Origin of the sequence: Curvibacter sp. CHRR-16, from assembly GCF_018474005.1 — a bacterium.
Lineage (GTDB): Bacteria > Pseudomonadota > Gammaproteobacteria > Burkholderiales > Burkholderiaceae_C > Allorhodoferax.
Window position 1 is genome coordinate 37,830 of sequence record NZ_JAHCSH010000002.1, and the last position, 26,936, is coordinate 64,765.

Annotated in this window: 33 protein-coding genes and 1 tRNA gene; 4 read left to right on the forward strand and 30 right to left on the reverse strand. The window is 55.6% G+C overall.

Annotated elements, in window-relative coordinates; genetic code table 11:
- Positions 1 to 8: 8 nt before the first annotated feature.
- From secA to petA, 8 genes are all read right to left on the reverse strand, one after another.
- The gene (secA, locus tag KIK84_RS03625; protein WP_214121640.1) at positions 9 to 2,753 is read right to left on the reverse strand and encodes a preprotein translocase subunit SecA; all 2,745 of its coding nucleotides are present in this window, start codon (positions 2,751 to 2,753) and stop codon (positions 9 to 11) included.
- Between the two features lie 122 nt (positions 2,754 to 2,875).
- Entirely contained in the window at positions 2,876 to 3,826 is a 951-nt protein-coding gene (locus KIK84_RS03630) for a M23 family metallopeptidase (protein WP_214121641.1), read from the reverse strand.
- Between the two features lie 337 nt (positions 3,827 to 4,163).
- A tRNA-Thr gene (locus KIK84_RS03635) sits at positions 4,164 to 4,239 on the reverse strand.
- Positions 4,240 to 4,289: 50 nt separating this feature from the next.
- Positions 4,290 to 4,694 (reverse strand): ClpXP protease specificity-enhancing factor, encoded by a 405-nt coding sequence (locus KIK84_RS03640; RefSeq protein WP_214121642.1) that lies wholly within the window; start codon positions 4,692 to 4,694, stop codon positions 4,290 to 4,292.
- A 9-nt stretch (positions 4,695 to 4,703) separates the two neighbouring features.
- Positions 4,704 to 5,315 (reverse strand): glutathione S-transferase N-terminal domain-containing protein, encoded by a 612-nt coding sequence (locus tag KIK84_RS03645; protein WP_214121643.1) that lies wholly within the window; start codon positions 5,313 to 5,315, stop codon positions 4,704 to 4,706.
- 81 nt (positions 5,316 to 5,396) lie between these two features.
- Entirely contained in the window at positions 5,397 to 6,152 is a 756-nt protein-coding gene (locus KIK84_RS03650; RefSeq protein ID WP_214121644.1) for a cytochrome c1, read from the reverse strand.
- Between the two features lie 26 nt (positions 6,153 to 6,178).
- Positions 6,179 to 7,594 carry a cytochrome b gene (locus tag KIK84_RS03655; RefSeq protein ID WP_214121645.1) on the reverse strand — a complete coding sequence of 472 codons (1,416 nt, stop codon included), beginning with the start codon at positions 7,592 to 7,594 and terminating at the stop codon, positions 6,179 to 6,181.
- 13 nt (positions 7,595 to 7,607) lie between these two features.
- Positions 7,608 to 8,204, reverse strand: coding sequence for a ubiquinol-cytochrome c reductase iron-sulfur subunit (petA, locus tag KIK84_RS03660; protein WP_214122293.1), 597 nt, complete (start codon positions 8,202 to 8,204; stop codon positions 7,608 to 7,610).
- A gap of 158 nt (positions 8,205 to 8,362) precedes the next feature.
- On the opposite strand from petA, the gene mscL reads away from it, so the two are divergent.
- Positions 8,363 to 8,791: a large conductance mechanosensitive channel protein MscL gene (gene mscL, locus KIK84_RS03665; protein WP_214121646.1), complete on the forward strand. Its 429-nt coding sequence runs from the start codon at positions 8,363 to 8,365 to the stop codon at positions 8,789 to 8,791.
- On the opposite strand, the gene pdxA is transcribed toward mscL, so the two are convergent.
- From pdxA to KIK84_RS16890, 3 genes are read right to left on the reverse strand one after another with little or no spacing between them, the layout of a single operon-like run.
- Positions 8,781 to 9,797, reverse strand: a complete 1,017-nt coding sequence (gene pdxA / locus KIK84_RS03670) for a 4-hydroxythreonine-4-phosphate dehydrogenase PdxA (RefSeq protein ID WP_214122294.1) — start codon at positions 9,795 to 9,797, stop codon at positions 8,781 to 8,783. The two genes, mscL and pdxA, sit on opposite strands and share 11 nt — an antisense overlap.
- 38 nt (positions 9,798 to 9,835) lie before the next feature.
- Complete coding sequence (locus KIK84_RS03675; RefSeq protein ID WP_214121647.1) at positions 9,836 to 10,594, reverse strand: Nif3-like dinuclear metal center hexameric protein; 759 nt, start codon at positions 10,592 to 10,594, stop codon at positions 9,836 to 9,838.
- A complete protein-coding gene (locus KIK84_RS16890) occupies positions 10,591 to 10,737 on the reverse strand; it encodes a hypothetical protein (protein WP_349815897.1) in 147 nt (48 codons plus the stop codon). Before KIK84_RS16890 ends, KIK84_RS03675 begins: the two co-directional genes overlap by 4 nt.
- Positions 10,738 to 10,999: 262 nt before the next feature.
- Between KIK84_RS16890 and KIK84_RS03685 the strand changes: the two genes are divergently transcribed.
- Positions 11,000 to 12,142, forward strand: a complete 1,143-nt coding sequence (locus KIK84_RS03685) for a S1C family serine protease (RefSeq protein ID WP_214121648.1) — start codon at positions 11,000 to 11,002, stop codon at positions 12,140 to 12,142.
- Positions 12,143 to 12,166: 24 nt separating this feature from the next.
- On the opposite strand, the gene tatC is transcribed toward KIK84_RS03685, so the two are convergent.
- From tatC to KIK84_RS03750, 13 genes are all read right to left on the reverse strand, one after another.
- The gene (gene tatC / locus KIK84_RS03690) at positions 12,167 to 12,967 is read right to left on the reverse strand and encodes a twin-arginine translocase subunit TatC (protein ID WP_214121649.1); all 801 of its coding nucleotides are present in this window, start codon (positions 12,965 to 12,967) and stop codon (positions 12,167 to 12,169) included.
- Between the two features lie 24 nt (positions 12,968 to 12,991).
- Positions 12,992 to 13,441: a Sec-independent protein translocase protein TatB gene (gene tatB, locus KIK84_RS03695; RefSeq protein WP_214121650.1), complete on the reverse strand. Its 450-nt coding sequence runs from the start codon at positions 13,439 to 13,441 to the stop codon at positions 12,992 to 12,994.
- A gap of 45 nt (positions 13,442 to 13,486) precedes the next feature.
- On the reverse strand, positions 13,487 to 13,732 hold the full coding sequence (gene tatA, locus KIK84_RS03700; RefSeq protein WP_214121651.1) for a Sec-independent protein translocase subunit TatA: 246 nt from the start codon (positions 13,730 to 13,732) through the stop codon (positions 13,487 to 13,489).
- Positions 13,733 to 13,801: 69 nt separating this feature from the next.
- Entirely contained in the window at positions 13,802 to 14,185 is a 384-nt protein-coding gene (locus KIK84_RS03705; RefSeq protein WP_214121652.1) for a histidine triad nucleotide-binding protein, read from the reverse strand.
- 19 nt (positions 14,186 to 14,204) lie between these two features.
- On the reverse strand, positions 14,205 to 14,600 hold the full coding sequence (locus KIK84_RS03710) for a phosphoribosyl-ATP diphosphatase (RefSeq protein ID WP_214121653.1): 396 nt from the start codon (positions 14,598 to 14,600) through the stop codon (positions 14,205 to 14,207).
- A 7-nt stretch (positions 14,601 to 14,607) separates the two neighbouring features.
- Positions 14,608 to 15,018: a phosphoribosyl-AMP cyclohydrolase gene (gene hisI / locus KIK84_RS03715; protein WP_214121654.1), complete on the reverse strand. Its 411-nt coding sequence runs from the start codon at positions 15,016 to 15,018 to the stop codon at positions 14,608 to 14,610.
- 18 nt (positions 15,019 to 15,036) lie between these two features.
- On the reverse strand, positions 15,037 to 15,834 hold the full coding sequence (gene hisF / locus KIK84_RS03720; RefSeq protein ID WP_214121655.1) for an imidazole glycerol phosphate synthase subunit HisF: 798 nt from the start codon (positions 15,832 to 15,834) through the stop codon (positions 15,037 to 15,039).
- A 24-nt stretch (positions 15,835 to 15,858) separates the two neighbouring features.
- Positions 15,859 to 16,599 (reverse strand): 1-(5-phosphoribosyl)-5-[(5-phosphoribosylamino)methylideneamino]imidazole-4-carboxamide isomerase, encoded by a 741-nt coding sequence (gene hisA / locus KIK84_RS03725; protein WP_214121656.1) that lies wholly within the window; start codon positions 16,597 to 16,599, stop codon positions 15,859 to 15,861.
- A 27-nt stretch (positions 16,600 to 16,626) separates the two neighbouring features.
- Positions 16,627 to 17,289, reverse strand: a complete 663-nt coding sequence (hisH, locus tag KIK84_RS03730; protein WP_214121657.1) for an imidazole glycerol phosphate synthase subunit HisH — start codon at positions 17,287 to 17,289, stop codon at positions 16,627 to 16,629.
- Positions 17,290 to 17,295: 6 nt separating this feature from the next.
- The gene (gene hisB / locus KIK84_RS03735; protein WP_214121658.1) at positions 17,296 to 17,940 is read right to left on the reverse strand and encodes an imidazoleglycerol-phosphate dehydratase HisB; all 645 of its coding nucleotides are present in this window, start codon (positions 17,938 to 17,940) and stop codon (positions 17,296 to 17,298) included.
- A complete protein-coding gene (gene hisC / locus KIK84_RS03740) occupies positions 17,937 to 19,079 on the reverse strand; it encodes a histidinol-phosphate transaminase (RefSeq protein ID WP_214121659.1) in 1,143 nt (380 codons plus the stop codon). The genes hisB and hisC overlap by 4 nt, the downstream gene beginning before the upstream one ends.
- The gene (locus KIK84_RS03745) at positions 19,076 to 19,534 is read right to left on the reverse strand and encodes a PIN domain-containing protein (protein WP_214121660.1); all 459 of its coding nucleotides are present in this window, start codon (positions 19,532 to 19,534) and stop codon (positions 19,076 to 19,078) included. The genes hisC and KIK84_RS03745 overlap by 4 nt, the downstream gene beginning before the upstream one ends.
- Complete coding sequence (locus KIK84_RS03750; RefSeq protein ID WP_214121661.1) at positions 19,531 to 19,764, reverse strand: CopG family transcriptional regulator; 234 nt, start codon at positions 19,762 to 19,764, stop codon at positions 19,531 to 19,533. The genes KIK84_RS03745 and KIK84_RS03750 overlap by 4 nt, the downstream gene beginning before the upstream one ends.
- A gap of 117 nt (positions 19,765 to 19,881) precedes the next feature.
- Between KIK84_RS03750 and KIK84_RS03755 the strand changes: the two genes are divergently transcribed.
- Positions 19,882 to 20,205 (forward strand): YnfA family protein, encoded by a 324-nt coding sequence (locus KIK84_RS03755; RefSeq protein ID WP_214121662.1) that lies wholly within the window; start codon positions 19,882 to 19,884, stop codon positions 20,203 to 20,205.
- A 6-nt stretch (positions 20,206 to 20,211) separates the two neighbouring features.
- On the forward strand, positions 20,212 to 20,910 hold the full coding sequence (locus KIK84_RS03760) for a DUF1345 domain-containing protein (protein WP_214121663.1): 699 nt from the start codon (positions 20,212 to 20,214) through the stop codon (positions 20,908 to 20,910).
- Positions 20,911 to 20,932: 22 nt separating this feature from the next.
- Here KIK84_RS03760 and KIK84_RS03765 read toward each other — a convergent pair whose 3' ends face one another.
- The 6 genes from KIK84_RS03765 to murA all read right to left on the reverse strand — a co-directional run bounded on the left by KIK84_RS03765 (position 20,933) and on the right by murA (position 26,927).
- Complete coding sequence (locus KIK84_RS03765) at positions 20,933 to 22,585, reverse strand: methyl-accepting chemotaxis protein (RefSeq protein ID WP_214121664.1); 1,653 nt, start codon at positions 22,583 to 22,585, stop codon at positions 20,933 to 20,935.
- A gap of 4 nt (positions 22,586 to 22,589) precedes the next feature.
- Entirely contained in the window at positions 22,590 to 23,051 is a 462-nt protein-coding gene (locus tag KIK84_RS03770) for a cache domain-containing protein (RefSeq protein WP_214121665.1), read from the reverse strand.
- A gap of 216 nt (positions 23,052 to 23,267) precedes the next feature.
- Entirely contained in the window at positions 23,268 to 23,666 is a 399-nt protein-coding gene (locus KIK84_RS03775) for a hypothetical protein (RefSeq protein ID WP_250207749.1), read from the reverse strand.
- Positions 23,667 to 23,681: 15 nt separating this feature from the next.
- Positions 23,682 to 24,998 carry a histidinol dehydrogenase gene (gene hisD / locus KIK84_RS03780; RefSeq protein ID WP_214121666.1) on the reverse strand — a complete coding sequence of 439 codons (1,317 nt, stop codon included), beginning with the start codon at positions 24,996 to 24,998 and terminating at the stop codon, positions 23,682 to 23,684.
- A gap of 16 nt (positions 24,999 to 25,014) precedes the next feature.
- Entirely contained in the window at positions 25,015 to 25,653 is a 639-nt protein-coding gene (hisG, locus tag KIK84_RS03785; protein WP_214121667.1) for an ATP phosphoribosyltransferase, read from the reverse strand.
- Positions 25,650 to 26,927 (reverse strand): UDP-N-acetylglucosamine 1-carboxyvinyltransferase, encoded by a 1,278-nt coding sequence (gene murA / locus KIK84_RS03790; RefSeq protein ID WP_214121668.1) that lies wholly within the window; start codon positions 26,925 to 26,927, stop codon positions 25,650 to 25,652. The genes hisG and murA overlap by 4 nt, the downstream gene beginning before the upstream one ends.
- Between the last annotated feature and the right edge of the window lie 9 nt (positions 26,928 to 26,936).

Here is a 26,936-nt window from a genome sequence, read left to right on the forward strand (position 1 = left end):
AGAGTTCCTCAAGACAGCTTGCCGTGGCACTGTTTGTATTTTTTACCGCTGCCACACGGGCAAGGGTCATTACGCCCAACGCGCGGCACTTCTTGAATCAAGGTAGATGGATCAACCGACGTTTCAACCTCGCCAGTTTCCGTCGGTGCGCTATAGGTCACATTGGCCACATGACTGGCTTGCTCCTCTATTTGCTCAGCAGCTTGATCTAGCTGCTCTGCCGATTGGATGCGCACATTCATCGTTACACGGGTGACTTCGTTCTTCACCGAGTCCAGCATCTGGCCAAACAATTCAAACGCTTCGCGTTTGTATTCTTGCTTGGGCTGCTTTTGCGCATATCCACGCAGGTGGATACCTTGTCGCAAATAATCCAACGCACTCAAATGATCACGCCAGTGGGTGTCCATGCTCTGTAATAGCACCATGCGCTCAAACGGAGCAAAATTTTCAACCCCTACCGTTTCGACTTTGGCTTGGTAGGCGGCATCGGCTGCATTCAAGACCATTTGCACGATTTCTTCATCAGTAATGGCATGCGCTTCAGCGACCTTAGCAAGCAAATCTAGTTGGATATTCCACTCTTGAGTCAAGGTATTTTGCAACCCAGCAATATCCCATTGCTCTTCCATCGACTCGACAGGTACATGCTGACGCGCCAAATCTTCGAAAGCCCCTTGGCGCAGTGCCTCAATACGCTCGTGGATAGCTTGTGCCTCCAAAATACCATTGCGCTCGGCATAAATCACCTTGCGCTGGTCGTTGGATACGTCGTCGTACTCCAACAGTTGCTTGCGAATATCAAAGTTGCGTGCCTCCACCTTGCGCTGTGCACTTTCAATGCTGCGGGTCACAATGCCGGCCTCAATGGCTTCGCCCTCTGGCATCTTGAGCCTGTCCATAATGGCTTTGACTCGCTCACCAGCGAAGATACGCATGAGTGCGTCATCCAAACTGAGATAAAAACGAGATGACCCTGGGTCACCTTGTCGCCCGGAACGACCACGCAATTGGTTGTCAATACGACGGGACTCATGGCGTTCTGTGGCAATGATGCGCAAACCACCCAGTGCCTTCACCGCTTCATGCTCTTGCTGCCACTGTGCACGCAACACAGCAATCTGTGCTTCTTTATCAGCGGCTGATAACGCATCATTGGCTTCAATTGCTGCCAGTTGCTTCTCGATATTGCCACCCAAGACGATATCCGTACCACGGCCAGCCATGTTGGTCGCAATCGTGATCATTTTGGTACGTCCAGCTTGGGCAATGATGTCCGCTTCGCGGTCATGCTGCTTGGCGTTCAGCACTTGGTGCGGCAAACCAGCCTGCTGCAGTAGCTGAGAAATGATTTCTGAATTCTCAATTGACGTCGTGCCTACCAGCACGGGCTGTCCGCGCTCATAACATTCACGAATATCGGCAATTGCAGCGTCGTATTTTTCCTTGGTCGTTTTATAGACACGATCCAACTGATCTTGGCGACGATTAACGCGATTGGGAGGTATTACCACGGTCTCCAAGCCATAGATGGTTTGGAATTCAAACGCCTCCGTATCGGCTGTCCCGGTCATACCACCAAGCTTGCCATAGAGGCGGAAATAGTTCTGGAAGGTGATGGATGCCAACGTTTGGTTCTCGGCCTGAATCGCCACGCCTTCCTTGGCCTCCACTGCTTGGTGCAAACCATCGCTCCAACGGCGTCCCGCCATCAATCGGCCGGTGAATTCATCAACAATCACCACTTCCCCATTCTGCACCACGTAATGCTGATCACGGTGGTAAAGGTGGTGTGCACGCAAAGCGGCATACAAGTGGTGCACCAAGGTGATATTGGCTGGGTCGTACAAAGACGAGCCTTCAGGGATCAAATTCAACTCAGCCAAAATCAACTCGGCTTTTTCATGCCCTGCTTCCGTCAAAAATACTTGGTGACTCTTCTCATCCAAAGTGAAATCACCCGGTTTGGTAATACCTTGCCCTGTGAGAGGATCAGCCTCGCCTTCTTGCCGTACCAAACGTGGGACGAGTTGGTTAATCGACAAATACAAAGCAGTATGGTCTTCTGCTTGACCACTGATGATCAAAGGAGTGCGCGCTTCATCGATAAGGATGGAATCAACTTCATCCACAATCGCGTAATTCAGGCCTCGTTGAACACGATCGGCCACCTCATAGACCATGTTGTCACGCAGGTAATCAAAACCGTATTCGTTGTTAGTTCCATACGTGATATCTGCCCCATAAGCTGCTTGCTTCTCTTCCCGTGGCGCATGGGCTTTGTTGATACCCACAGTCAATCCTAAGAAGTTATAAAGCTTGGACATCCACTGGGCATCACGACTAGCCAGGTAGTCGTTGACGGTCACCACATGCACACCCTTGCCAGTCAAGGCATTGAGATATACCGGCAAAGTCGCGGTCAAGGTTTTACCTTCACCCGTGCGCATTTCCGCGATCTTGCCGTAATGCAATGCCATACCGCCCAATAGCTGTACATCGAAGTGACGCATTTTCATCACACGCTTAGAGGCTTCACGCACCACAGCAAATGCTTCAGGCAACAAATCATCCAAGCTACTACCCTGGGCTAAACGCTGCTTGAATTCTTGCGTTTTCGCTTGCAAGTCAACGTCGCTCAATCGCTCCAACTGCGATTCCAAGCTGTTGATACGGCCCACAACCGCTTTGTATTGACGCAGCAGTCTGTCGTTGCGACTGCCAAATAGTTTGGTGAAGAAATTGAGTGCCATGAATGCGGATACGCACCTTGCAGGGTATGCAAGCCAACGTACAAAAGGATTAAAAAGGGTTAAGGCAAATACACCGTCAAACTCTGCGCACCCAGCACACAAAGTCTGGGTAACGAAGCATTTTAGCGTTCCATTACGGCACTTGCCGCAGCACGCGCTCCTAGGCGTTCTCCACCTGCTTTCAAGAACTTCTCAGGATCTTGCGGAACACCCTGTACCAATACCTCAAAGTGCAGATGTGGTCCGGTAGAGCGTCCAGTAGTTCCAACCTCGGCAATCAATTGCCCTCGTTTGATCAAATCCCCTTTCTTGACAAACACTTTGGAAGTATGCGCATAACGCGTAATCAGATTATTGCCGTGGTCAATTTCAATCATGTTGCCGTATTGGAAATGGAACTCTTGTGTGACGACCACCCCGCCTGCCGCAGCCAAAATTTTGGTTCCCACATCTGCAGGGAAGTCCAATCCTGTGTGCAGCGCAGAACGGCCAGTAATGGGGTCAATGCGAAAGCCAAACGGAGAGCCTATTGGGACATTGGGCACTGGCACTTGGGTAGGAATCATCATTTTTTTGATCTTCTGCTCAAAAAGACGTGACTCCAAAACGGTGAACATGTCAGAACGTATGCCCAGCACCTTGTCCATAGACTCCATGGTACTGTCCAAATCTTGCAAACTGAGATTGGGGCCAGGTATGTATACGCCACCTTGACCATCTTTGATCTTGAAGTCCGATGGATTCAAACCTGCAAGTCCCGACACACGCTCACTGATGGACTCCAATTGGGTCATCTTGACTTGCATCTCACCCAAACGCTTGGCTAGAAGCTCAATGTTCTCCTTCAAATACCGGTCGCGCTGGGCGAATTCATCTTTGACCACCAAGCGCACCATACTGCCAATGATTGGCCAACCATCCCGTGCACCTTTGAGAAATACCCAATGGTAGAGCACCGCCGAAAGGAGCATCACAACCACCGCCAGAACCAATATGGCAGCCAATAAACGGGGGCCGCTGAGGTGATACGCACGGCTTTTTGCCATCCATGCATCAGTGATAATGATCTGCATACCTGCATGCTCCTTCAGTCCGATGATACGAAATTCCCCTCCCCGCTCCGCCTACCAAGCCGTACTCGATAGCAGTGAATTGCACAACATTGCTGCAAGAGCATTGGAGTCCAAGGAGCGCTTGCGAAGCGTCAAATCGCTTTTACCACCAGCCTTATATGCCAACGTAGAAGCTGGGCCCATAGAAGGTACTACTTGGTGCTTGATCTTAAAAACGAGCGTTGCAGCAGCAAAAGTGCGACAATTGGTGCCAGCTATGCAAGCACATTTACGCACCAAAGGGTGGGATGTGCAAACGATTCGTTTGAGGATTGCTACAGACGTGTAGCTAAAGAAATGGTGCCGGTTGTCGGATTCGAACTGACGACCTACCGCTTACAAGGCGGGTGCTCTACCAACTGAGCTAAACCGGCACAGCGCGCATTATATACTGCTAAAAAAGGGCCAAAAAGCTTCGCAGCAGTTATTTGATGCGTGTGAGTGAAGGACGCTTGGCCTCCGCTTTGCTCTCAGGCACAATGTCAGGCTCTGTAGCTGGTGCTACAAGCGCTTTTTCTACAGGGAAAGCCATGCCTTGGCCATTTTCCTTGGCATAAATGGCTGCAACCCGCACGACAGGAAAACTGATATCGCGTGCTACACCCCCAAAGCGCCCTTTGAAGCCAATGTAGTCATTGAGCAAACTCAAGGAGCCGGTAGCGTCGTAGCTAATGTTGAGAACAATCTCACCATCTTTCACGTATTCCATAGGAACCCGCACCGACTCATCCACCGCCACCACAATGTATGGAGTGAAACCATTATCCGTACACCATTCGTGAATAGCGCGAATCAAATAGGGTTTGGTAGATGGCAGATCTTGGGTCATGGAATACCTTTACTTGCGCATTACCTTCTCAGAGGGTGTCAGCGCCTCAATGTATGCAGGCCGAGAGAAAATGCGCTCTGCGTACTTGAGCAGAGGAGCAGCGTTTTTGCTCAACTCGATACCATAGTGATCCAAACGCCACAGCAAAGGGGCAATCGCCACATCCAGCATAGAGAATTCTTCACCCAGCATGTACTTATTCTTCAAGAAAACAGGTGCCAACTGGGTCAAGCGGTCACGGATATGGGCACGGGCTTTTTCTACCGACTTATCGGTCGATTTGGCACCACGGGCTTCCATCACGGAGACGTGCGTAAACAACTCTTTTTCAAAGTTCAACAAGAACAAGCGTACGCGTGCGCGATCCACTGGATCTCCAGGCATGAGCTGGGGATGTGGGAACCGTTCATCAATGTATTCATTGATGATGTTGGACTCGTACAAGATCAGATCGCGCTCGACCAAAATCGGCACTTGACCATACGGGTTCATAACACTGATGTCTTCGGGCTTGTTGTACAGATCAACATCACGGATCTCAAAATCCATGCCCTTTTCAAACAGCACAAAACGGCAGCGATGTGAAAAAGGGCAAGTGGTTCCCGAATACAAAACCATCATGTCAGCAAACTCCTAAAAACGAAAAGACTGGAAGCGGATGACCGCATCCAGTCCTACATCATAAATTGTGAACGTAAAGCTTTACTTTACGTCCTTCCAGAAAGCGGCATTTAGCCGCCACGTGATGAAGATAAGGCCTGCCAAAAACAGCAGTACCCACTTACCAATTTGCTGGCGGTGTTCCTGAGCAGGCTCACCCATCCATTGCAAATAATTCACCAAATCGGCGACAGCCCGATCATACTGCTCTGGCGTCATCGATCCTTCGGTGACCGGCTTCCAGCCCTTAAAGACATGATTTTCTTGTCCATGGGCTTGCTCTACTTCAAACACGGCTTCGCGTTTTCCCTGCAGTTCCCACAAGGCATGCGGCATGCCAACATTGGGAAACACCATATTATTCCAACCCGAAGGACGGCTTGGATCCACATAGAAAGTACGCATATAGGTGTACAGGTAATCGGCACCTGAGCCACCCAAACCGTCCCGCGAACGGGCAATCAACGTCAGGTCAGGCGGATTGGCCCCAAACCATTCTTTGGCCTGCTTGGGATCAATCGATGCCTTCATGGTCTCCCCCACTTTGTCAGTAGTGAAGAGCAAATTGTCTTTGATTTGCTGCTCTGTGAGGCCAATGTCTTTCAAGCGGTTAAAGCGCATGAAAGCAGCCGAGTGACAACTCAGGCAGTAATTCACAAAGAGACGGGCACCATTTTGCAGTGAGCCTTGATCCTGCAAATTAATCGGCGCTTTGTCCAAAGGAAAACCGCCTGTATTGGCCTGTGCAGCCATGACCAAACCCAGCGCTGCCACTGCCGAAACAATGATTTTTTTCATGAAATGAACTCCGGCCTTGAGTGGGGTTAGTGGGATTGGAAAGTCACGCGGCTTGGCACTGGCTTGCATTGCCCCAACGCACTCCACCATGGCATTAGCAGGAAGAAGCCAAAATAAAACAGTGTGCCCACTTGCGATACGCGCTCACCGATTGGCGATGGTGGTTGTACGCCCAAGTAAGCCAGTACCACGAAGTCCACCACAAACACGGCATACACGTATTTGTGCCAACTCGGACGGTAGCGGATCGACTTCACAGGGCTGCGATCGAGCCAAGGTAAGAAGAACAGGATGACAACCGCACCGCCCATTACCACAACACCCCAGAACTTGGCTTCGATGAGCAACAGCAGCGCACTAGCAACAACACCAGCAACCAATACAGCACCCTTGGTTGCATTGGGCAACTTGAGCTTCCAAACAGATCCCGCAGCACCCAGCAACACACAAACGATCAGCACGTAGACCATTTGTGTAGTGATAGCCCGCAGCATGGAATAAAACGGCGTGAAGTACCACACTGGCGCAATGTGCAACGGTGTCTTGAGCGGATCGGCAGGAATGAAGTTATTGGCTTCTAAGAAGTAGCCTCCCACCTCCGGCGCGAAGAAAATGATTGCACAGAACACAAACAAGAACACCGCCACACCAAAGATGTCATGCACCGTGTAGTAGGGGTGAAAGGGTATGCCATCAGTAGGCGCTGTAGCAGACCAGCGGTTGCCTTTGGGGCCGGCTTTGATCTCCACCCCGTCAGGATTGTTGGAACCCACATCGTGCAACGCCAACAAGTGCGCAACTACCAAGCCCAGCAGTACCAGTGGCACCGCGATAACGTGGAAACTGAAAAAGCGGTTCAGCGTGGCATCACCCACCACATAGTCACCACGGATCAGCAGGGCCAAATCAGGGCCAATCAAAGGCACAGCAGAGAACAGGTTCACGATCACCTGCGCGCCCCAATAGGACATTTGCCCCCATGGCAGCAAATAGCCCATAAAGGCCTCGGCCATCAGGCACAAAAAGATGGCACAACCAAAAATCCACACCAGCTCACGTGGCTTGCGGTACGAGCCATACAGCAGCCCCCGGAACATGTGCAGATACACCACGACAAAGAAGGCCGACGCGCCGGTGGAGTGCATGTAACGGATCAGCCAGCCCCACGGTACATCGCGCATGATGTATTCCACTGAAGCGAAAGCCAAGGCCGCATCGGGCTTGTAGTGCATGACCAAAAAAATTCCGGTCACGATTTGGATCACCAGTACCAAGAGGGCTAGCGAGCCAAAGATGTACCAGAAGTTGAAATTCTTCGGCGCGTAGTACTCCGACATGTGCAGCTTGTAGGCCGCGAATGCGCTCGGAAAGCGGTTCTCAAACCAGTTAGTCACCTTGGCACTCACGGGCGCATCCGCGGCGATTTCTTTGAATTCAGCCATAGTCTCTTGCTCCTCAGGCCTTCTTGTCTTCACCGATTAACAACTTGGTGTCCGACAAATACATGTGCGGTGGCACTTCCAAGTTATCGGGTGCGGGTTTGTTCTTGAAAACGCGGCCAGCCATATCGAATGTCGAACCGTGGCAGGGGCACAAAAAGCCTCCTTTCCAATCGTCTGGAAGAGATGGCTGGGGCCCCGCCTGAAACTTGTCATTGGGCGAGCAGCCCAAATGCGTGCAAATGCCCACCACTACCAAATATTCAGGTTTGATAGCACGCGCCACATTGCGGGCATACTCAGGGGTCATATCAGGCTTGCGGTCAGATTGTGGATCGACCAACTGGGCGTTCATTCCTTCCAATGCTTTGAGCTGCTCGGGCGTGCGACGAATAATCCACACGGGTTTCCCGCGCCACTCCACCACCTGCTTCTCGCCAGGGTTCAGGGCACTGATGTCCGCCTCTACGGCTGCACCAGCCGCTTTCGCCCGCTCCGAGGGCTGAATAGAACTCACAAACGGTACGGCAGTGGCAACGCCACCCACTGCACCAGCGCAGCCAGTGGCAATCAGCCAGGCACGCTTGCTGTTATCAATCTCTGGGGGAGAGATGGTCGAATCACTCATGAGAAACCTCAAGAAACAGGGCCACAGGGTCGGTGAAACGATTCTATTGAAGCCCCCCCGGAAAGCGCTATGCTTGGCCGCTAGAAACCACCGAAACCGTCATACTTCATGACATTAATCAAACTTAGCCACAGGAGTCATTCATGAGCATGCTGCAGGAATTCAAAAATTTCGCCATCAAAGGCAACGTGATTGACTTGGCCGTGGGGGTCATCATCGGTGGTGCGTTTGGCAAGATCGTTGATTCGGTTGTAGGCGACCTCATCATGCCGCTCGTGGGTGCGGTTATCGGCAAACTGGATTTCTCTAACCTGTTTCTGACCTTGGGCACGGTGCCTGAAGGTACCGCCCACACCTTGGATGCGCTCAAAAAGGCCGGTGTACCGGTGTTTGCCTATGGCAGCTTTATCACCGTTGCGGTGAACTTTGCCATTCTGGCCTTCATCATTTTCATGATGGTCAAGCAAATCAACCGCCTGAAAAAAGAGGCTCCAGCACCAGAGCCAACACCCGCTGTCATACCAGAAGACATCGTGCTGCTGCGCGAAATTCGCGACAGCCTCAAGAAGTAAGACTTGTTAGCTGGCGGGCCATGGCAATGGCCTGCCACAAGCTAGAAGGATCCGCCAAACCTTGGCCTGCAATATCAAATGCTGTTCCATGGTCTGGGCTAGTGCGAACCAAGGGCAAGCCAAGAGTCACGTTCACCCCGTCGCTCACACCATCGTACTTGACTGGTATCAAGCCTTGGTCGTGGTATTGCGCCACCACCACATCAAACTCACCTGGCTTGTGCGCCGTGCTACGGGCGCGCATGAATACAGTATCGGGTGCAATCGGATCTGAAACATGGGCACCCTCTGAGCGGGCTTGCACAATGGCTGGTAGCAAAATGTCCAGTTCCTCCCGACCAAAAAGGCCGCCCTCTCCAGCATGCGGATTCACCCCTGCCACCGCTATGCGTGGTTCGCGCCCCAACATGGCATACAAGGCCTTGCGCGTGATCTGCAAGGTTTGCAAAACATGAGGGGTCGTAATGGCATCCAAGGCTTGGCGCAAACCCATGTGGATAGTCACCAAGACCACACGCAGCTGGGGATTGGCGAGCATCATGCGCACAGGCATATCCTCTACTGCCTGGCCGGCAAAACGGGCTGCGCAGGCTTGCAGCAACTCGGTGTGACCGGGGTAGTTCTGGTAGCGCGAAGACAGATGCAAAGCCTCTTTGTGCAGGGGGGCCGTCACTACCGCAGACACATCGCCTTGCAAAGCCAGCTGCGCAGCCGCCTCCACAAACAAACCCGCACTGTGCCCCGCTGCTGCATGCACCTGCCCCCACGGCACAGCAGGCAGAGCGTCCCCCACTTGCAAAACTGCAATGGTATTGGTCGGCATATCCAGCGCCTGCCCCACCTGCTCTACACGCTGCACATGCCACTGGGCTGTAGCGGGATGCACAGCCAACGCGCGCTGCATCGTGGCCACGTCGCCAACCACCACGCTGCCACGCATGTCAGCAGCGTGCAGGGCAAAGCACTGGGCGATGATTTCGGGACCAATGCCTGCTGCATCCCCCATGCTGATAGCCAATCCTTTGGAATTCACGCTCTGTCCCTTCAAGCTGGATTGTCAATGTCCACAAATACATGCTCTATGCCCAACTGCTGCGCCAAGTGCTGCCCCAAAGCTTGCACGCCATAGCGCTCAGTCGCATGGTGACCACAAGCCAAATACGCTACACCGCATTCGCGTGCGTAGTGGGCTTGAGGCTCCGATATCTCCCCAGTGATGTAGACCTGCGCGCCAGCTGCAATGGCCGCCTCAAAGTAGCTTTGTGCACCACCGGTGCACCACGCCACCCGCTCCACAGGCCCTTGGTGGCTTGGAATCGATACCACAGCATGCTGCAAAACTGCTTCACAGTGCTGCGCCAAGGCTTGCACACTAGGCCAAGGCCCTGCAATCCCTTGCCCCAAACAGCCCAACATCTGCTCGCCAAACTGGCTGTGCACCTGCAAGCCTAGCTGTAGCCCTAGCTGCACGTTATTGCCCCACAGAGCATGGGCATCTAGCGGTAGGTGATAAGCCAGCAAGTTGATATCGTGGGCCAGCAAAGTGCCTAAGCGTTGGCGCATCCACCCTGTCACGCGCCCATCGTAGCCACGCCAAAACAGTCCATGGTGCACGAGCACCGCATCGGCTTGCAACCGCACGGCTTCTTCAATCAATGCCAAACTGGCAGTGACTCCAGTCACCAGACGGCGCACCAACGTTTTGCCCTCCACTTGCAAACCATTGGGGCCATAGTCTTTGAAGCGCTCAGGCTGCAGCACCGTATTGCAATAGTCCACCAAAGCCTGTCGGCTGCATGTCATGGGTTCACCTCATCAGAGTTGTCTATTTCGATTGAGCAGTCACAGCCTTGGCCTGCCGCTATCCAGCGTGTGACCAAACTGCGCAACACAGCCCAGCGCTGCACCGCCACCAGCACGCCGCAGTGGTAGCGCTGTTGCTGCACATTCCACCGCAAAGCAGTACAAGCACCTTGCCTGCGCCGCGATACCAGCACCCCTATCGGACAGGGTTCGGTGGCACAGCACACCCCGCAGCCATTGCATGGCTGCCCCCAATCTGGCTTGGTTGGGGCACGAGATTGAAGGTAAATGGTTTTTCGCACAATGGGCACCAAAGCAAGGGCAGCACTCTACTGCTTTTCACAAAGACTGAGAGCCAGTCAATGCTGCACCTACAATCCCCCAGACTTTGCAAGGTTCAAGACGATGAAACGCATTTGGCTGCTGTTTGCACAAACCACCACCGTACTACTGGCCGCATATTTTGTGGTCGCCACCCTCAAACCCCAGTGGTTGCAGCGTGGCCCTGAGCAAACCACCACCAACAATATCGCCCTGTGGCAAGCCCCGCCCACAGGCAAGCAAGACATTCCGGCAGGCAGCTACCGCGTTGCAGCCCAAAAAGCGTCTGCCGCCGTGGTCAGCATCAGCACCAGCAAAAAAGGCAGCGCCAGCACGAGCGATCCATGGCAGCGTTTCTTTGGAGACAACTCTGACGATGATCAAGAAGGCCTGGGCAGTGGCGTCATCGTCAGCGAAAGTGGCTACATCCTGACCAACAACCACGTGATTGAAGGAGCCGATGCGATCGACGTGTTGCTCAACGATGGCCGCCATGCCAAAGCCGACATCATTGGTACCGATCCAGACAGCGATTTGGCGGTACTCAAAATTAACCTTGACCGCTTGCCCATCATCGTGCTGGGTGACTCCGAAAACCTGCAAGTGGGCGACCAAGTGCTGGCCATTGGCAACCCTTTTGGTGTCGGTCAAACCGTGACCAGCGGCATCGTAAGCGCCTTGGGACGCAGCCAGCTGGGACTCAATACCTTTGAAAATTTCATCCAGACCGATGCCGCCATCAACCCTGGCAACTCGGGTGGTGCTTTGGTCGATACCAACGGCAACCTGCTGGGCATCAATACCGCCATTTATTCACGCTCGGGTGGCAGCATGGGGATTGGATTTGCCATCCCTGTTACCACCGCCAAAATGGTGCTGGAAGGCTTGGTCAAAGATGGGCACATCACACGCGGTTGGATTGGTGTAGAGCCCAATGACCTGAGCCCCGAATTGGTAGAAACCTTCGCCGTAAAAAGCGAGCATGGCGTCATCATCACCGGTGTCTTGCAAGGAGGGCCCGCAGCCAAAGCTGGTCTCAAACCAGGGGATGTGATCGTTTCGGTTGCGGGCAAGAACGTAGCCAATGTGAGCCAACTGCTCAATACCGTATCAGCCCTCAAGCCAGGGGTAGAAGCCAAATTCACCATAGAACGCAAGGGGGAGAATGTCAGCATGGCCATCATCCCCGGCGTTCGCCCCTCACCCAAACAGACCGCCAAGCGCTAATCAGCGCAGGTTGCATGAAGCCGTTTAGGCTTCAGAGGAGGGGGAAGTCGCCTCTTCCTCCTCTGGCTTTTGCGTGTATCGCATGAAAAAGCCCGCTGCCCACAGCCCCACCTCGTAGAGCAAACACATGGGGATGGCCAAGGACAGCTGCGACACCACGTCGGGAGGCGTCACCACAGCGGCCACCACAAACGCGCCAACAATGAAGTAGCTGCGCCATGCTTTGAGTTGCTCGATCGTCACAATCCCCATGCGGGTGAGTAAAACCACCACCACAGGCACTTCAAACGACAAACCAAAGGCCAAGAACATGGACAACACGAAGTCCAGATACGCCTCGATGTCAGGAGTCGCCGCGATGCTCTTGGGGGCAAAGCCCTGGATGAAGGCAAACACTTTGCCAAAAACAAAGAAATAGCAAAACGCCACGCCGACAAAGAACAACAGGGTACTGGAAATCACCAAGGGCACCACCAAGCGCTTTTCGTGACTGTACAAACCAGGGGCGACAAAAGCCCACACTTGGTACAGCACCACAGGCAGGGCCAGCAACAAAGCGGCCACCATCAGTATTTTCAGCGGCACAAAAAAGGGCGCGACCACCGAGGTGGCAATCAACTTGCTGCCTACAGGCAATGTGTGCACCAAGGGCGCGGCCAACCAGTCGTACAAGCCCGCTGGCCCAGGGTAAATAGCCAATACCACCATGGCCACAGCCACTGCGATAAGAGCCTTGACCAGCCGATCACGCAGCTCCATCAAATGCTGGATAAAAGGCTGCTCAGTTCCTGCAAGCTCGTCTTGCGGATCGTTTTCGTTGGCCATGGGCTGTAAGGGACTCGGGATGTATCAGACTTGGGGTTTCTTGGGACGAAAGCGCGCTACACGGGCAGAGCCAGACTGCACATGGGTGCGCGTGCCATGGCGAACTTTGTACCAGCGTGGCGTAGCACCCCGCTTGAGGCGCCAGTTTTTCTGCGGATGGCGGTAGCTGGGGTAAACCGGATCACTCTCAACGCTGGACTCAGGGCCTTGGATCTGCTGTTCAAAATCACTGGCGTAGGTCTGTACGGCCTGCTCCACATTGCTGGCAGCTTGCTGAACTGTATCGCGCATTTTGCGCAACTCATCAAGCTCCATGGAGCGGTTAACCTCGGCCTTCACATCGGCCACATAGCGCTGTGCTTTGCCCAGCAGCGTGCCCACGGTGCGGGCCACACGCGGCAGTTTTTCAGGGCCAATGACGATCAGCGCGACTGCGCCAATCAAGGCCATTTTGGAGATGCCAAGATCAATCACAGGCCGCTCCGGTTGGACAACTGCTCAGCACGCACTGCGCAGTCATCAAGGTTTTTCTTTGGCTTGCACGTCGATGGTTTGGCCTTCTTTGGCCGCGCTGTTGTGGGCCACTTGCTGGCTGGTAGGCGCTGGTTTGGCAGCATCCTCGGCGTTGCCATCCTTCATGCCGTCTTTAAAGCCTTTGACGGCTGAACCCAAATCGGTGCCAATGTTTTTCAGCTTTTTGGTGCCAAAAATCATCACCACGATAGCCAACACAATCAGCCAATGCCAAATAGAAAAAGAACCCATGGTACGTACTCCTAAATATTGCTGGTTATTCTAGTCCTGCCCTGTGGCGCAGGAATAAACCAAGATCAATCAACCCTTAGCCCAAGGGCGGGGGCCACCAATCACATGCAGATGCAAATGGTGCACCTCTTGCCCACCATCTTGCCCAGTATTGGCGATCAGGCGAAAGCCCCCATCCGGATAGGGCCTGCAGCCCTGCTCTGTTGCCAAACGCGGCGCCAAAGTCATGATGTGCCCCATCAACTGCGCATGCTCAGGCCCCACCTGGGCCATGCTGGCAATATGCAGCTTGGGGATGATGAGAAAGTGCACCGGTGCCCACGGACTGATGTCGTGAAAAGCGTACACCTGCTCGTCCTCGTACACCGCACGCGACGGAATTTGCTTGGCTGCGATCTTGCAGAACAAGCAGTTGGGGTCAAAACCGGGGGAATGGACGGAATGTTGGCTCATGCAAACTCCTGCAAAACGATCAACGCGGCTGATTCAGCGACTCTTGCGCCTCACGGTCTTGCGCTTTGCGCAAGGCTTTTTCTTCCAGCCCGCTCAAACCTTCGCGGCGAGCCAATTCAGCCACCACGTCGTGCGGATGTAAGCCGTAGTGGGACAAAGCAATCATGCTGTGAAACCACAGATCAGCCACCTCGTACAGCAGCTTATCAACTCCTGCGCCGTGATCCACGTCTTTGGCCGCCATGACCACCTCAGTGGCCTCCTCGCCAATCTTTTTCAGAAAAGCATCGGGGCCTTTGGCCATGAGACGGGCCACATAACTGGCTTGGGGATCGCCGCCGTTGGCGGGTTTTCGGCTCTCGATGGTGGCAGCCAAGCGCGCCAAAACATCTTGGGATTGCAGGGTATCGCTCATAAAAAGCTCACTCGGTAGGCTTGTAAATGCTGTGCGGGTCTTTGAGCACAGGATCGACTGCTTGCCATTGACCGTCTTGCAAGATGCTGTAAAAGCAGCTGTGGCGGCCCGTGTGACAGGCAATACCAGGTTCGTGGCCCGTTTGCGTGACGCGCAGCAGCACTACGTCGTTGTCGCAATCCAAACGAATTTCGTGTACCTGCTGCACATGGCCGGACTCCTCGCCCTTGAACCACAGCTTGTTGCGCGAGCGGCTGAAGTACACGGCTTGGCGTAGCTGGGCAGTTTGGGCCAAAGCCTCGCGGTTCATCCACGCAAACATCAGCACATCGCCCGTGCTGTGTTCTTGGGCAATCACCGGCACCAAGCCTTTGTCGTCCCAACGCACAGCGTCGAGCCAGTTGTCTGTAGCAGTCATGGGTATCTCTTTACAGCGTTAAATGCGCACCGGAATGCCACGCGATGCCATGTGCGCTTTGGCCTGAGCGACGGTGTATTCACCATAGTGGAAGATGCTAGCGGCCAGCACGGCATCGGCACCGCCTTGCTGCACACCATCGGCCAAATGGTCCAGATTGCCCACACCACCGCTGGCGATGACGGGCACGCTGACCGCATCGGCCACAGCGCGGGTCAGAGCCAAGTCGAAACCGCTCTTGGTGCCATCGCGGTCCATGCTGGTGAGCAAAATTTCACCCGCGCCCCGGCGCGCCATGTCACGGGCCCATACCACAGCGTCCAAGCCGGTGTTTTTGCGCCCGCCGTGGCTGAACACATCCCAACCGGGGCCCACAGGAACACCGTTGACCAAGCGCTGCTCGTCGTCGGCGCTGCGGCGCTTGGCGTCAATGGCCACCACAATCGCCTGTGCACCAAACTTGCTCGAAGCATCCTCAATGACTTGGGGATTGGCAATGGCTGCCGAGTTGAAACTGATTTTGTCCGCCCCTGCGTTGAGCAAGCGGCGCACATCCTCGACCACCCGCACCCCTCCGCCCACAGTGAGCGGAATGAACACCTGCGAGGCCACGGCTTCGATGATGTGCAGAATCAGGTCACGCCCATCGCTGGTGGCGGTGATGTCCAAAAACGTCAGTTCGTCAGCCCCTTGGTCGTTGTAGCGGGCAGCGATTTCCACCGGGTCGCCCGCATCGCGCAACTCCACAAAGTTGACGCCTTTGACCACGCGACCACCAGTCACGTCTAGGCAGGGAATGATGCGTTTAGCGAGCATAAAAACCTTTGCGGCGAGGCGCCATCATCCATTCAACTCGTCGGCGCGGGCCTGCGCTTTTTCAAAGTCCAAGTCGCCGGTATAAATGGCGCGGCCACAGATCACGCCCTCTACCCCCTCGTCCTGGACGGCGCACAGGGCTTCGATATCGGCCATATTGCTCAGACCACCCGAAGCGATGACGGGGATGGTGAGGGCTTGCGCCAGCTTGACGGTGGCCTCTACGTTGATGCCCGTGAGCATGCCATCACGGCCAATGTCGGTGTAGATGATGGATTCGACGCCGTAGTCTTCGAACTTCTTGCCCAAATCCACCACATCGTGTCCCGTGAGTTTGCTCCAGCCATCGGTGGCGACTTTGCCGTCCTTGGCGTCTAGGCCCACGATGATGTGGCCGCCAAAGGCCGTGCAGGCATCGCGCAAGAAGCCGGGGTTTTTCACCGCTGCCGTGCCGATGATGACGTAGCGCAGACCGGCATCGAGGTAGCGCTCTATGGTGTCCAGATCGCGGATACCGCCACCCAACTGGACGTCGATTTCACTGCCCACCTCTTTGAGGATTTGGCGAATCGCTTGCTCGTTCTTGGGATGACCGGCAAACGCACCGTTCAAGTCCACCAAGTGCAGGCGTCTAGCGCCTTTGTTCAACCAGCCTTGGGCCATGGTAGCCGGGCTGTCGCTGAAGATGGTGGATTGATCCATATCGCCTTGTTTGAGGCGAACGCAGTGGCCGTCCTTGAGGTCGATTGCGGGAATGAGCAGCATGATGCTTAAAAGCTAGTTGAGAAAAAATCAGGGATTCCAGTGCAGAAAATTGCGGTACAGGGCTAGGCCCTGGTCGGCGCTTTTCTCTGGGTGAAACTGGGTCGCAAAAATATTATCGCGCGCCACAGCACAGGCAAAGCGTACACCGTAATCGGTGCTGCCCACCACATGCTGGGGGTTGCTGGGTGCGGCATAGTAGCTGTGCACAAAGTAAAAGTAGCTGCCATCGGGGATATCACCCCACACGGGATGGCGGGGTGCACTGCCGTCTGAGCCGGTTTGCCACACTTGGTTCCAGCCCATTTGCGGCACTTTATAGCGGCTACCATCAGCTTGCAGTTGGCCTTCTAGGTCAAAGCGCACCACGCGCCCGCCTATCAGCCCCAGACTGGCGGTATCTTGCTCATCGCTGTAGTCCAGCAGCATTTGCATGCCCACGCACACGCCCATGAGGGGCTTATTGGCCGCAGCATGCATCACGGCGTCGAACATGCCGCTCTCGTGCAGCTCGCGCATGCAGTCGCGCATGGCCCCCTGACCGGGCAGCACCACCCGCTCTGCGTCCATCACCTCTTGGGCACTGCGCGCCCACACCACCTCAACCCCGACTTGGCTGGCTGCATGCACCACGGCCTGAGTGACCGAGCGCAAATTGCCCATGCCATAGTCCACCACGGCAACTTTTTTCATAGCGACTTACAGGCTTCCTTTGGTCGAAGGGATCACGCCCACCGAGCGGGGGTCGATCTCCAGCGCAAAACGCAGGGCGCGGGCAAAAGCCTTGAAGATGGTTTCGGCTTGGTGGTGGGCGTTGCGGCCTTTGAGGTTGTCGATGTGCAAGGTCACCAAGGCGTGGTTCACAAAGCCTTGGAAAAACTCATAAGTCAGCTGGGTATCGAACGCGCCGATCATGCCAGCGGTGAAGTCCACGTGCATGTCCAGACCGGGGCGGCCCGAGAAGTCCACCACCACACGGCTCAAAGCTTCGTCCAATGGCACGTAGGCGTGGCCGTAGCGGCGCAGGCCTTTCTTGTCGCCCACGGCTTTGGCAAACGCCTGCCCGATGGTGATGCCCACATCCTCGACGGTGTGGTGGCCATCAATATGCAAGTCGCCCTGCACGTCCACTTCCATGTCAATGAGACCGTGGCGGGCAATTTGGTCCAGCATATGGTCAAAAAAACCAATGCCTGTGGAAAGGCGGCTGGTGCCCGTGCCGTCCAAGTTGACACGCACACGGATACGGGTTTCAGCGGTTTGGCGCAGCACTTCGGCCACACGCTGGGCTGTGGCTACGGTGGGGGCGCTGCCGCCCACTTCGGTAAGGGGATAGTTGCTCATAGGCTTTCCTGCAAGGCGGCCAGCAGTTGGCGGTTTTCGTCGGGGGTTCCCACCGTCAAGCGCAGGCAATTGGCCAGCAATGGGTGCATTGTAGAAACGTTCTTGATGAGAATGCCACGCTCTTTGAGACGCTGGAACACGACAGCCGCCTCGGTTCGCTCACTGCGCAACAAAATCATGTTGGCTTGGCTCTCAAACACGGTCACGATAGGCATGGCTTGCAATGCTCCTAAAAGCATAGCGCGCTCAGCGCATATTTGCTGGGCTTGAGCCGCAAAAACAGCTTGGTGCTCAAGCGCAAAAATGGCGCATTCGTAGTTCAGTACGCTCACGTTGTAGGGCGGGCGCACTTTGTCAATCTCGGCCACCAGCGCAGCGGGCCCCATGAGGTAGCCCAAGCGAACACCAGCCAAGCCGAATTTGCTCAGCGTGCGCATCAGGAGCACATGGCCATGGGCAACCGGGTCGGCGCGCATCTCGTCTAGCCATGTGTGACTGGAAAAAGGCTGGTAAGCCTCGTCCAGCACCACGATGCTGCCCACCGCAGCAGCAGCGGCAATCACGCGGCGCATGTCGGCCTTGTCCCACAGCGTGCCAGTGGGGTTATTGGGATAAGCCAAGTAGACAATGGCAGGCTGCTGTTCGGCAATGGCCGCTTCCATGGCCGGTACGTCCAATGCAAAGCTGGGCAACAGTGGCACGCCGCAAAAGTCCAGCCCCAGCAAGGCGGCACTCATGGCGTACATGACAAAACCCGGCACAGGAGCCAGCACCACGGGCTTGCGCCCGGTGGTGGGGTCTGTGCCCTGCTGGCAGGCCATGGTGACCAAGCTGATCAACTCGTCGGAACCATTGCCCAATATGAGGCGATAGTCTGCGGGCATGTCGGTGTACTGCTGCAGCGCTTGGCGCAGCGCTTCCACGCGGTTGTCCGGGTAACGGTGCAACGCGGCTTGGCCCAAGCGCTGGCCCAGCGCGGCCTGCAAGTCAGCGGGCAGGCAAAAAGGGTTTTCCATCGCGTCGAGCTTGACGTAGCCACGGCTGTCTTGCACGTGGTAGGCGTGCATGGCGCGCACATCGGCGCGGATGCGGCGCTCCAGCACGCGTTGGGTCAGGTTGTTGGTAGGTGTGGTACTCATGCAAGGCTCTCGAGCAAAGACAAATCGGCTGCATCCATGTTGGCAAACGGGTTAATCACTTGCACCGCACCATAGCGCTGCTCATGCGGCAGGTCTTCGCTGAGCAGGTATTGGCAGTCCAAGTGCTGGGCAGCGGCCACTACCAAGCTGTCGGCAAAGTGCAGGCCAAAACGGCTCTCGATGGCCCAAGCCGACTCAACAGTGGCGTGGTCTATCTGCCAAGGCTGCCAGTGCTCGTAGCGGCGCACCTCGGCGCGGGCGTCGCCAGCGGGCATGGGCGGCTGCAGCTCATAGGTGGCGATGCGGTAAAAGTCGTGCAGCACCTGCGTGCTGGTGCGCCCCAAACCGCGCTGCCACAGGGCCGTGAGCCACTGCAGCGCCACGGCGCGGCGCTCGGGGTAGGCACCGTCTTCACTGGCCAGCAGCAGCGATACGTCCACGAACACGCCACTCATGGCTTGGCCTTCGCAGATGTGCTGCGGCTGGGATATGACGCGCCGTTGGACGACCAGAGGCGGTCTTTGCTCATCCAGTCCCGGGTGGCGCGGGCATAGGCATCGGTGCGCGCCATCTTTTCGGCAATCATTTCCCCCACCAACCGCGACACACTGGTGTTGCGCCGTGCAGCCTCGATGCGCACCCACTCCAAGGCGGCATCGTCCACGGTGATGGTGACGTTTTTCATGTGCCGCAGTTTACACGATTTTCGTGCAACACGAAATTCGTGTTGATATTTGCTCGCACGAAATCCAGCTACAGTATGTCCACCATGCGTTCGCTACTCCCCACTTTGCCACCCCTGATGTCTGCCCTGCTCCTGTACATCGCCACCGCTCTGGCCGAGATCGTGGGCTGCTACCTGCCCTACCTGTGGCTGCGCCAAGGCCACAGCGCGTGGTTGCTGCTGCCAGCTGGCTTGGCGTTGGGGCTATTCGCTTGGCTACTGACCCTGCACCCGGCTGCTGCTGGCCGGGTCTACGCCGCATATGGTGGGGTGTACATCGTGGCGGCCATCGCCTGGCTGTGGCTGGTAGAAGGCATACGCCCTAGCGGCTACGACGTGCTGGGCTGTGCCGTAGCGCTAGTGGGCATGGGCATCATCGTGCTAGCACCGCGTGGACAATAAGACGCCATGCACACCCTTCCCACCCACCCCCACGCCGGCAAACCGCTGTGGCTGCGCATGGCCTTGAGCCGGCCGCGCTTACTGATTGCCGCCACCTTGGCGGTACTCACGTATGTGGGCATGCCATCGGTGCTGGAGTCACACACGGCAACCAAGCTCATTACCGCGTGGAATGTGGGGGCCTGCCTGTATTTGGTGCTGGCCTTGCACATGATGTTTGGCTCCAGCCACGAACGCATGCGCACACGCGCCGTGCAGCACGATGAAGGGCGTTTGTTCATTTTGTTGCTGGTGGTGCTAGCGGCTGTCGTGTGCATAGGCGCCATCTTTGTCGAACTGGCTACGGTCAAAGACATACAACGCCCCAGCGCATTGCGCTACGGTCACATTGCGTTGGCAGCGCTGACCATTGCCAGTTCATGGCTCTTCACGCAGGTGATGTTTGCCCTGCACTACGCACACGACTACTACGTGGCGCTGATGCGCTACGGCTCAGGCGGGCTGGAGTTTCCGGGTGGGCATGCGCCGGACTACAGCGACTTTTTGTACTTTGCCTGCGTGATAGGCACCTCAGGCCAAACCGCCGATGTGAGCTTTAGCAGCCGCGCCATGCGCCGCATAGGCACAGTGCACTGCGTGCTGGCTTTCTTCTTCAACACCACCGTGGTGGCGTTGACGATCAACATCGCTTCAGGCTTGTTTTAGGCATGCCGGCAGTTCTAACCGCTTAATGAAGAAGCGGTGGCTGCCAGTGCTGGTTTGCGTTTGCATTTTGATCGGATGCATCAATACGAAAAGCGGATACCGCTTGAACCAAACTGGAAGCTTGATTGCGCAGCGCTTCTGCTGCAGCGGCACTCTGCTCTACCAGCGCAGCGTTTTGCTGCGTACTCCGATCCATGTCCAATACGGCTTGGTTTACACGCTGAATTCCCTGCGCTTGATCTACAGCAGCTTTGGATATATCCAGCACCATGGCGCTCACTTGCTCAATAGAACTCACAATACGATCCATGGTTTCTCCAGCGGTCTGCACTTTGACCGTACCGAGCTCAACTTGCTCAACCGATGCACTGATCAGTGTGCGAATTTCTTTGGCAGCCTCCGCAGAACGCCCAGCCAAAGAACGCACTTCAGACGCAACCACCGCAAAGCCTCGACCTTGATCCCCTGCCCTAGCTGCCTCTACAGCAGCATTGAGGGCCAAGATATTGGTTTGAAAAGCAATGCTATCGATCGTGCCTATGATTTCACTAATACGCTTGGCTTGGGTACTGATGACATCCATTGAGGAAATCACTTCACCCACAGCCATTCCACCTTGCTGGGCGATGTGCGAGGAATCAAAAGCCAGTTCACTAGCACGCGAAGCGGTTTCTGAACTCAATTGCAGCGTGCGGGTCAAGTCCCCAACAGCAGATGCCGTAGATTGAAGGGCCATCGCGGTCGATTCCGTGCGTGAAGCCAAGTCGTTGTTACCTTGTGATATTTCGCTAGCAGCCGTATTTATTTGATGGGCGCTACCACGTATGCCTGCAATCATGGCACGCAGACGGGCTGAAACGTCATACAAGGCACTGACCACGCGGCCTGCCTCATCTTCACCAGCACGGACTTTTTGCAGCGCCAAATTCCCGCTTGCTACATCATTCGCAATATGCATGGCTGTTTGCAATGAAGCAACTATTTGTCGAGCAATAAACCACGTCAAAAATATACCCAACAACAATGCACCAAGCGTTAATACAACAGATATATTGACACCGGCACTAAGTCCATTAGCGGCATTATCTGCTTCTACTTTCGCTTCATTGACTTCGCTTTGAAACTGTTTTTCAAGAAGCATTTGCGCCTCTTTATATGCTGTCTCGTTCGCAGAAAGCAAAACAGCTGCAGCGGTGATATCCGCATCACGCATATCAAGTGTATCCAAGACACCTTTAGTATAAATTTTAAATGCCTTATCTACTTTTTCCAGACGCTCTGTCGCATCTGCATCACCTTCCCCTACAATACTTCTCGTTTTATCCATTTGCTCCTGCGCTGCTTTTAACTCACTGGTGAGTTTTTCGTCCAGCGCCTTAATAACATCCGCCTTAAGCCCTGCTGCAGAATAGGCGACACTCTGCATCACAAGCGCATTGATGGAAACCACCCGCGCTTGCAATTGGGCAGTCAAAACTGTGTGGCGTATGCCTTGGCTAGCCAAGTCATTCAGGGTTGCCGAAGACTGCTGAGCAGTCCAAATACCGTAACCGGTAACTACAAGCAAAAAAACAAGAACCAGCGCTGGGGCTAATGCCACTTTGAACATGAGTGGCAATCGGGCAAAAAGGTATTTCATAGCTATAAAAAAACCAGTCAAAAGACTGGTTTTCAAAAAATCAACGATAAATACCTACCCCAGCAAATCCGTCAAAGCCCGGTATACGCTTCAAATAGCTTGACTTACCTTCTAGTTTTTTCGTAACTGGATTAGCCCAATCATAATCAACCCAAGTTTCTGAACCCGCTGTCATTGCATCCACAAAACCACGAATAAATTGCTTTCCATTCTGATCTTTTAGTTCTATAAGATTTTTTCCAATCAATTTCTCGTTTGCGCCATGTGCAATCATGACGCCCTTCATGTCCATAACAAAGACATACAAATCTTTTTTATTCCAGTTCGCCTTATCGGTTGAAAAATCTTTGAATGCCTGCTCTGCGCCAACTTTCTTAACATGGGCTAGTGCCGCATTCACCATGGCTTTGGCTTCGTCTTTGGTTCCATGCTCTTGAGCAGAAGCTGAAAAACAAATAGCAAGGGCGGCAAAAAAAGTGAGCAAGGGACGCAAAATAATCATGAACAATCTCCAATGGATTTTATAAACCAATGCAACGATAAAAAAAAGCGGCGAAGAACACTCACCGTATCGTTACAGAGTTGCAGATGATATATTTAATTACCAAAACACTCAAGTCTTCACGATTGATGCCACATTCCCATTCGTTGGCATGAAGATGGGATGCTGCGCCTTGCGCACATTCAGCAGGTTCGATCAGCTAGCAACGCCAATCCGTCAGCACGGATAGCTGGCTTCCAAAGCATTGCGCATGATCAGCTCGACGGGCATATCGGCTTCGTACAAACCTTCGTTGCGCAGCAGTTCAGCATTGAACAGGTTACGCGCCATACTGGGCTCCAGTTTGCGACCATTGGGGCAAATGCGGGGCTGCTCACCGCGGCGGGAAATGTCCGCTTGGTCTTCCACAATGCCCTCCATCAAGCCCACCAAGTAGTAGGTGGCATATAGATCGCCTTGATCCGGCACTTGACCCAAGGTACGCCACTCGCGCAGGCTCATGGCTTGTGCACTAGTTGCCAGCAAGCATGCTCCTATGCCCAATAGCGCTGCCCAGTGCTGTACAGCACGGTGCACAGGGCGGATGGCCAATCGCGAACGGGTGACGGGAAACATAGCGGTGCTCCGGATTTACTTGAGGCGCATTTCTGCCGCGCGGGCATGGGCTTGCAGACCTTCGCCATGGGCCAGCACGCTGGCGATACGGCCCAGGCTTTGTGCGCCCTGCTCGCTCACTTCGATCAGGCTGCTGCGCTTTTGAAAGTCGTACACGCCCAGCGGGCTGGAAAAGCGTGCGGTGCTGCTGGTGGGCAGCACGTGATTGGGGCCAGCGCAGTAGTCGCCCAAGCTCTCGCTGGTGTATGCGCCCAAAAAGATGGCTCCAGCGTGCTTGAGCAGCGGCTCCCAGCGGTGCGGGTCGCTGCTGCTCACTTCCAAGTGCTCAGGCGCAATGCGGTTGCTGATGGCGCAGGCCTCTTCCATGCTGCGGGTCAGAATGAGCGCACCACGGCCTGTGAGGCTTTTGGCGATGATTTCAGCCCGCGGCATTTGTGGCAGCAGGCGGTCTATCTCGCGCTGTACGGCGTCGATGTAGGCCGCATCAGGGCACAGCAAAATGCTCTGCGCCAGTTCATCGTGTTCGGCTTGGCTGAACAAATCCATGGCCACCCAGTCTGGGGGCGTTGTGCCATCGGCCAGCACCAAAATCTCGCTGGGGCCTGCAATCATGTCAATGCCCACGGTGCCAAACACGCGGCGCTTGGCAGCGGCCACATAGGCGTTGCCGGGGCCGGTGATTTTGTCCACGCGCGGCACCGTGGCAGTGCCGTAAGCCAAGGCAGCCACAGCCTGAGCGCCGCCGATGGTGAAGGCACGGCTCACACCGGCCACGTAGGCGGCAGCGAGCACCAGTGGGTTCTTTTCTGCTTTGGGCGTGGGCACCACCATGATGATCTCGCCCACCCCAGCCACATGGGCGGGGATGGCGTTCATCAGCACGGACGAGGGATAGGCCGCTTTGCCGCCGGGGACGTAGATGCCCACGCGGTCCAGCGGCGTGACTTTTTGGCCCAGCAAGGTGCCGTCTTCGTCGCGGTAAGTCCAACTCTCGCCCGATGCTTTCTTCTGTGCCTCGTGGTAGCTGCGCACCCGCTTGGCCGCGGCTTGCAGGGCATCGCGCTGCTCGGTGGGCAGGCTGTCGAAAGCGGCTTTCAGCTCCGTCTGGCTCAGCTCCAGCGCGGCCATGGTGCCAGCCTGCACACCGTCAAAGCGGGCGGTGTACTCCAGCACGGCGGCGTCGCCGCGTTGTTGCACATCGGCCAAGATATCGGCCACCCGCTGCTCGATGGCGGCATCGGTATCGGCAGACCAATGCAAGCGGGCCTGAAAATCAGCCTCAAATGTGGCGCTAGCCGTTGATAGACGGTCTGGAGCAGCTACAAAAGTCATAGCAAAAATTCTCCGGTTACAAAGCCACAGCACCAGCGAACGCATCGATGATGCGGCGAATGGGCTCTTGCTTGAGTTTGAGCGCGGCTTGGTTGACCACCAAGCGCGAGCTGATGTCCATGATTTGCTCGACTTCCACCAGGTTGTTGGCGCGCAGCGTGCCGCCGGTGGAGACCAAGTCCACGATGGCGTCGGCCAAGCCCACCAATGGCGCCAACTCCATGCTGCCGTAGAGCTTGATCAAGTCCACGTGCACGCCTTTGCTGGCAAAAAATTCGCGCGCAATAGCCACGTACTTGGTGGCCACACGCAAGCGCGAGCCTTGGCGCACGGCACGGGCATAGTCAAAGTCGGCCCGCGTGGCCACGCTGATGCGGCACTTGGCAATCTGCAAGTCCAGTGGCTGGAACAAGCCTTGACCACCATGCTCCAGCAAAGTGTCCTTGCCAGTAATGCCCATATCAGCCCCACCAAACTGCACGTAAGTGGGCACATCGGTGGCGCGCACGATGAGCACGCGCACATCGGGCTGGTTGGTGGCCAAAATCAGCTTGCGCGACTTGTCCGGATCGTCCAGCACCTCAATGCCAGCGGCGCGCAGCAGCGGCACGGTTTCTTCAAAAATGCGTCCTTTGGACAGCGCGAGGGTAATCATTTCACTCTTTCAATGTCGGCACCAATGCCACGCAACTTGGCCTCCATGCGGTCATAACCACGGTCGAGGTGGTAGATGCGGTCCACCACCGTCTCGCCATCGGCCACCAAACCGGCAATCACCAAGCTGGCCGATGCGCGCAGATCGGTGGCCATGACGGTGGCACCCGACAAACGCTGAACACCTTCCACCACGGCCACTTTGCCGTCGGTTTGGATGTGGGCACCCAAGCGCACCAGTTCATTGACGTGCATGAAGCGGTTTTCAAAAATCGTCTCGGTCACCTTGCTGCTGCCTTGCGACACGCAGTTGAGTGCCATGAACTGCGCTTGCATATCGGTCGGGAAACCGGGGTACTCGGTGGTGCGAAAGCTCTGCGCCTTGAGGTGTTGCCACGCTGGGCCGGGAGAGCTGACGCGGATGCCCCCCTCCACCGCCTGCACGTTGGCACCGGCTTCGCGCAGTTTTTCCACCACCGCGTCCAAGTGATCGGCACGGCCATGGCGTACCAGCACATCCCCACCCGTTGCGGCCACAGCGCACAGGAAGGTGCCGGTCTCAATGCGATCAGCCACCACAGTGTGGGTGCAACCGTGCAGGCGCTCCACGCCCTGAATGCGGATGCGGCTGGTGCCGTGGCCTTCGATCTTGGCGCCCATGGCAATGAGCATCTCGGCCAAATCGGGAATCTCAGGCTCTTGGGCGGCGTTCTCCAGAATGGTCTCGCCCTCGGCCAGCACGGCGGCCATGAGCAGGTTCTCGGTGCCGGTTACCGTCACCATGTCGGTGGTGATACGCGCTCCGTGCAGCCGGGTGCGGCCTGCGGGCAGTTTGGCAATGATGTAGCCGTGCTCGACCACAATCTCAGCGCCCATGGCTTGCAAGCCCTTGATGTGCTGATCCACAGGGCGCGAGCCAATAGCACACCCACCGGGCAAGGACACTGTGGCCTCGCCAAAGCGGGCCAGCAAGGGGCCCAGCGCCAAGATGGAGGCACGCATGGTCTTGACCAACTCATACGGCGCTTCGGGCGCGGTCACGTGGCTGGCGTTGGCGCTGACCGTACCATTTTCTTGCTGCTCTATCTCCACCCCCATGTTGCGGATGAGCTTGAGCATGGTCGACACGTCTTGCAAGTGGGGCACGTTGTGCAAGGTGACCGGATCTGCCGTGAGCAGCACAGCGCACAGTTCGGGCAAGGCCGCGTTTTTGGCACCAGAGATAGCCACTTCGCCGTGCAAAGCGCGGCCACCGCGGATGAGTAATTTGTCCATAGCAGGCTT

Coding starts and splice junctions, on each gene's coding strand:
- secA (WP_214121640.1), bottom strand. CDS start 2,753: ATGGCACTCAATTTCTTCACCAAACTATTTGGCAGTCGCAACGACAGA.
- KIK84_RS03630 (WP_214121641.1), bottom strand. CDS start 3,826: ATGCAGATCATTATCACTGATGCATGGATGGCAAAAAGCCGTGCGTAT.
- KIK84_RS03640 (WP_214121642.1), bottom strand. CDS start 4,694: ATGACCCAAGATCTGCCATCTACCAAACCCTATTTGATTCGCGCTATT.
- KIK84_RS03645 (WP_214121643.1), bottom strand. CDS start 5,315: ATGATGGTTTTGTATTCGGGAACCACTTGCCCTTTTTCACATCGCTGC.
- KIK84_RS03650 (WP_214121644.1), bottom strand. CDS start 6,152: ATGAAAAAAATCATTGTTTCGGCAGTGGCAGCGCTGGGTTTGGTCATG.
- KIK84_RS03655 (WP_214121645.1), bottom strand. CDS start 7,594: ATGGCTGAATTCAAAGAAATCGCCGCGGATGCGCCCGTGAGTGCCAAG.
- mscL (WP_214121646.1), top strand. CDS start 8,363: ATGAGCATGCTGCAGGAATTCAAAAATTTCGCCATCAAAGGCAACGTG.
- pdxA (WP_214122294.1), bottom strand. CDS start 9,797: ATGGGGGATGCAGCAGGCATTGGTCCCGAAATCATCGCCCAGTGCTTT.
- KIK84_RS03675 (WP_214121647.1), bottom strand. CDS start 10,594: ATGACATGCAGCCGACAGGCTTTGGTGGACTATTGCAATACGGTGCTG.
- KIK84_RS03685 (WP_214121648.1), top strand. CDS start 11,000: ATGAAACGCATTTGGCTGCTGTTTGCACAAACCACCACCGTACTACTG.
- tatC (WP_214121649.1), bottom strand. CDS start 12,967: ATGGCCAACGAAAACGATCCGCAAGACGAGCTTGCAGGAACTGAGCAG.
- tatA (WP_214121651.1), bottom strand. CDS start 13,732: ATGGGTTCTTTTTCTATTTGGCATTGGCTGATTGTGTTGGCTATCGTG.
- KIK84_RS03705 (WP_214121652.1), bottom strand. CDS start 14,185: ATGAGCCAACATTCCGTCCATTCCCCCGGTTTTGACCCCAACTGCTTG.
- KIK84_RS03710 (WP_214121653.1), bottom strand. CDS start 14,600: ATGAGCGATACCCTGCAATCCCAAGATGTTTTGGCGCGCTTGGCTGCC.
- hisI (WP_214121654.1), bottom strand. CDS start 15,018: ATGACTGCTACAGACAACTGGCTCGACGCTGTGCGTTGGGACGACAAA.
- hisF (WP_214121655.1), bottom strand. CDS start 15,834: ATGCTCGCTAAACGCATCATTCCCTGCCTAGACGTGACTGGTGGTCGC.
- hisA (WP_214121656.1), bottom strand. CDS start 16,599: ATGCTGCTCATTCCCGCAATCGACCTCAAGGACGGCCACTGCGTTCGC.
- hisH (WP_214121657.1), bottom strand. CDS start 17,289: ATGAAAAAAGTTGCCGTGGTGGACTATGGCATGGGCAATTTGCGCTCG.
- hisB (WP_214121658.1), bottom strand. CDS start 17,940: ATGAGCAACTATCCCCTTACCGAAGTGGGCGGCAGCGCCCCCACCGTA.
- hisC (WP_214121659.1), bottom strand. CDS start 19,079: ATGAGTACCACACCTACCAACAACCTGACCCAACGCGTGCTGGAGCGC.
- KIK84_RS03745 (WP_214121660.1), bottom strand. CDS start 19,534: ATGAGTGGCGTGTTCGTGGACGTATCGCTGCTGCTGGCCAGTGAAGAC.
- KIK84_RS03750 (WP_214121661.1), bottom strand. CDS start 19,764: ATGAAAAACGTCACCATCACCGTGGACGATGCCGCCTTGGAGTGGGTG.
- KIK84_RS03755 (WP_214121662.1), top strand. CDS start 19,882: ATGTCTGCCCTGCTCCTGTACATCGCCACCGCTCTGGCCGAGATCGTG.
- KIK84_RS03760 (WP_214121663.1), top strand. CDS start 20,212: ATGCACACCCTTCCCACCCACCCCCACGCCGGCAAACCGCTGTGGCTG.
- KIK84_RS03770 (WP_214121665.1), bottom strand. CDS start 23,051: ATGATTATTTTGCGTCCCTTGCTCACTTTTTTTGCCGCCCTTGCTATT.
- KIK84_RS03775 (WP_250207749.1), bottom strand. CDS start 23,666: ATGTTTCCCGTCACCCGTTCGCGATTGGCCATCCGCCCTGTGCACCGT.
- hisD (WP_214121666.1), bottom strand. CDS start 24,998: ATGACTTTTGTAGCTGCTCCAGACCGTCTATCAACGGCTAGCGCCACA.
- hisG (WP_214121667.1), bottom strand. CDS start 25,653: ATGATTACCCTCGCGCTGTCCAAAGGACGCATTTTTGAAGAAACCGTG.
- murA (WP_214121668.1), bottom strand. CDS start 26,927: ATGGACAAATTACTCATCCGCGGTGGCCGCGCTTTGCACGGCGAAGTG.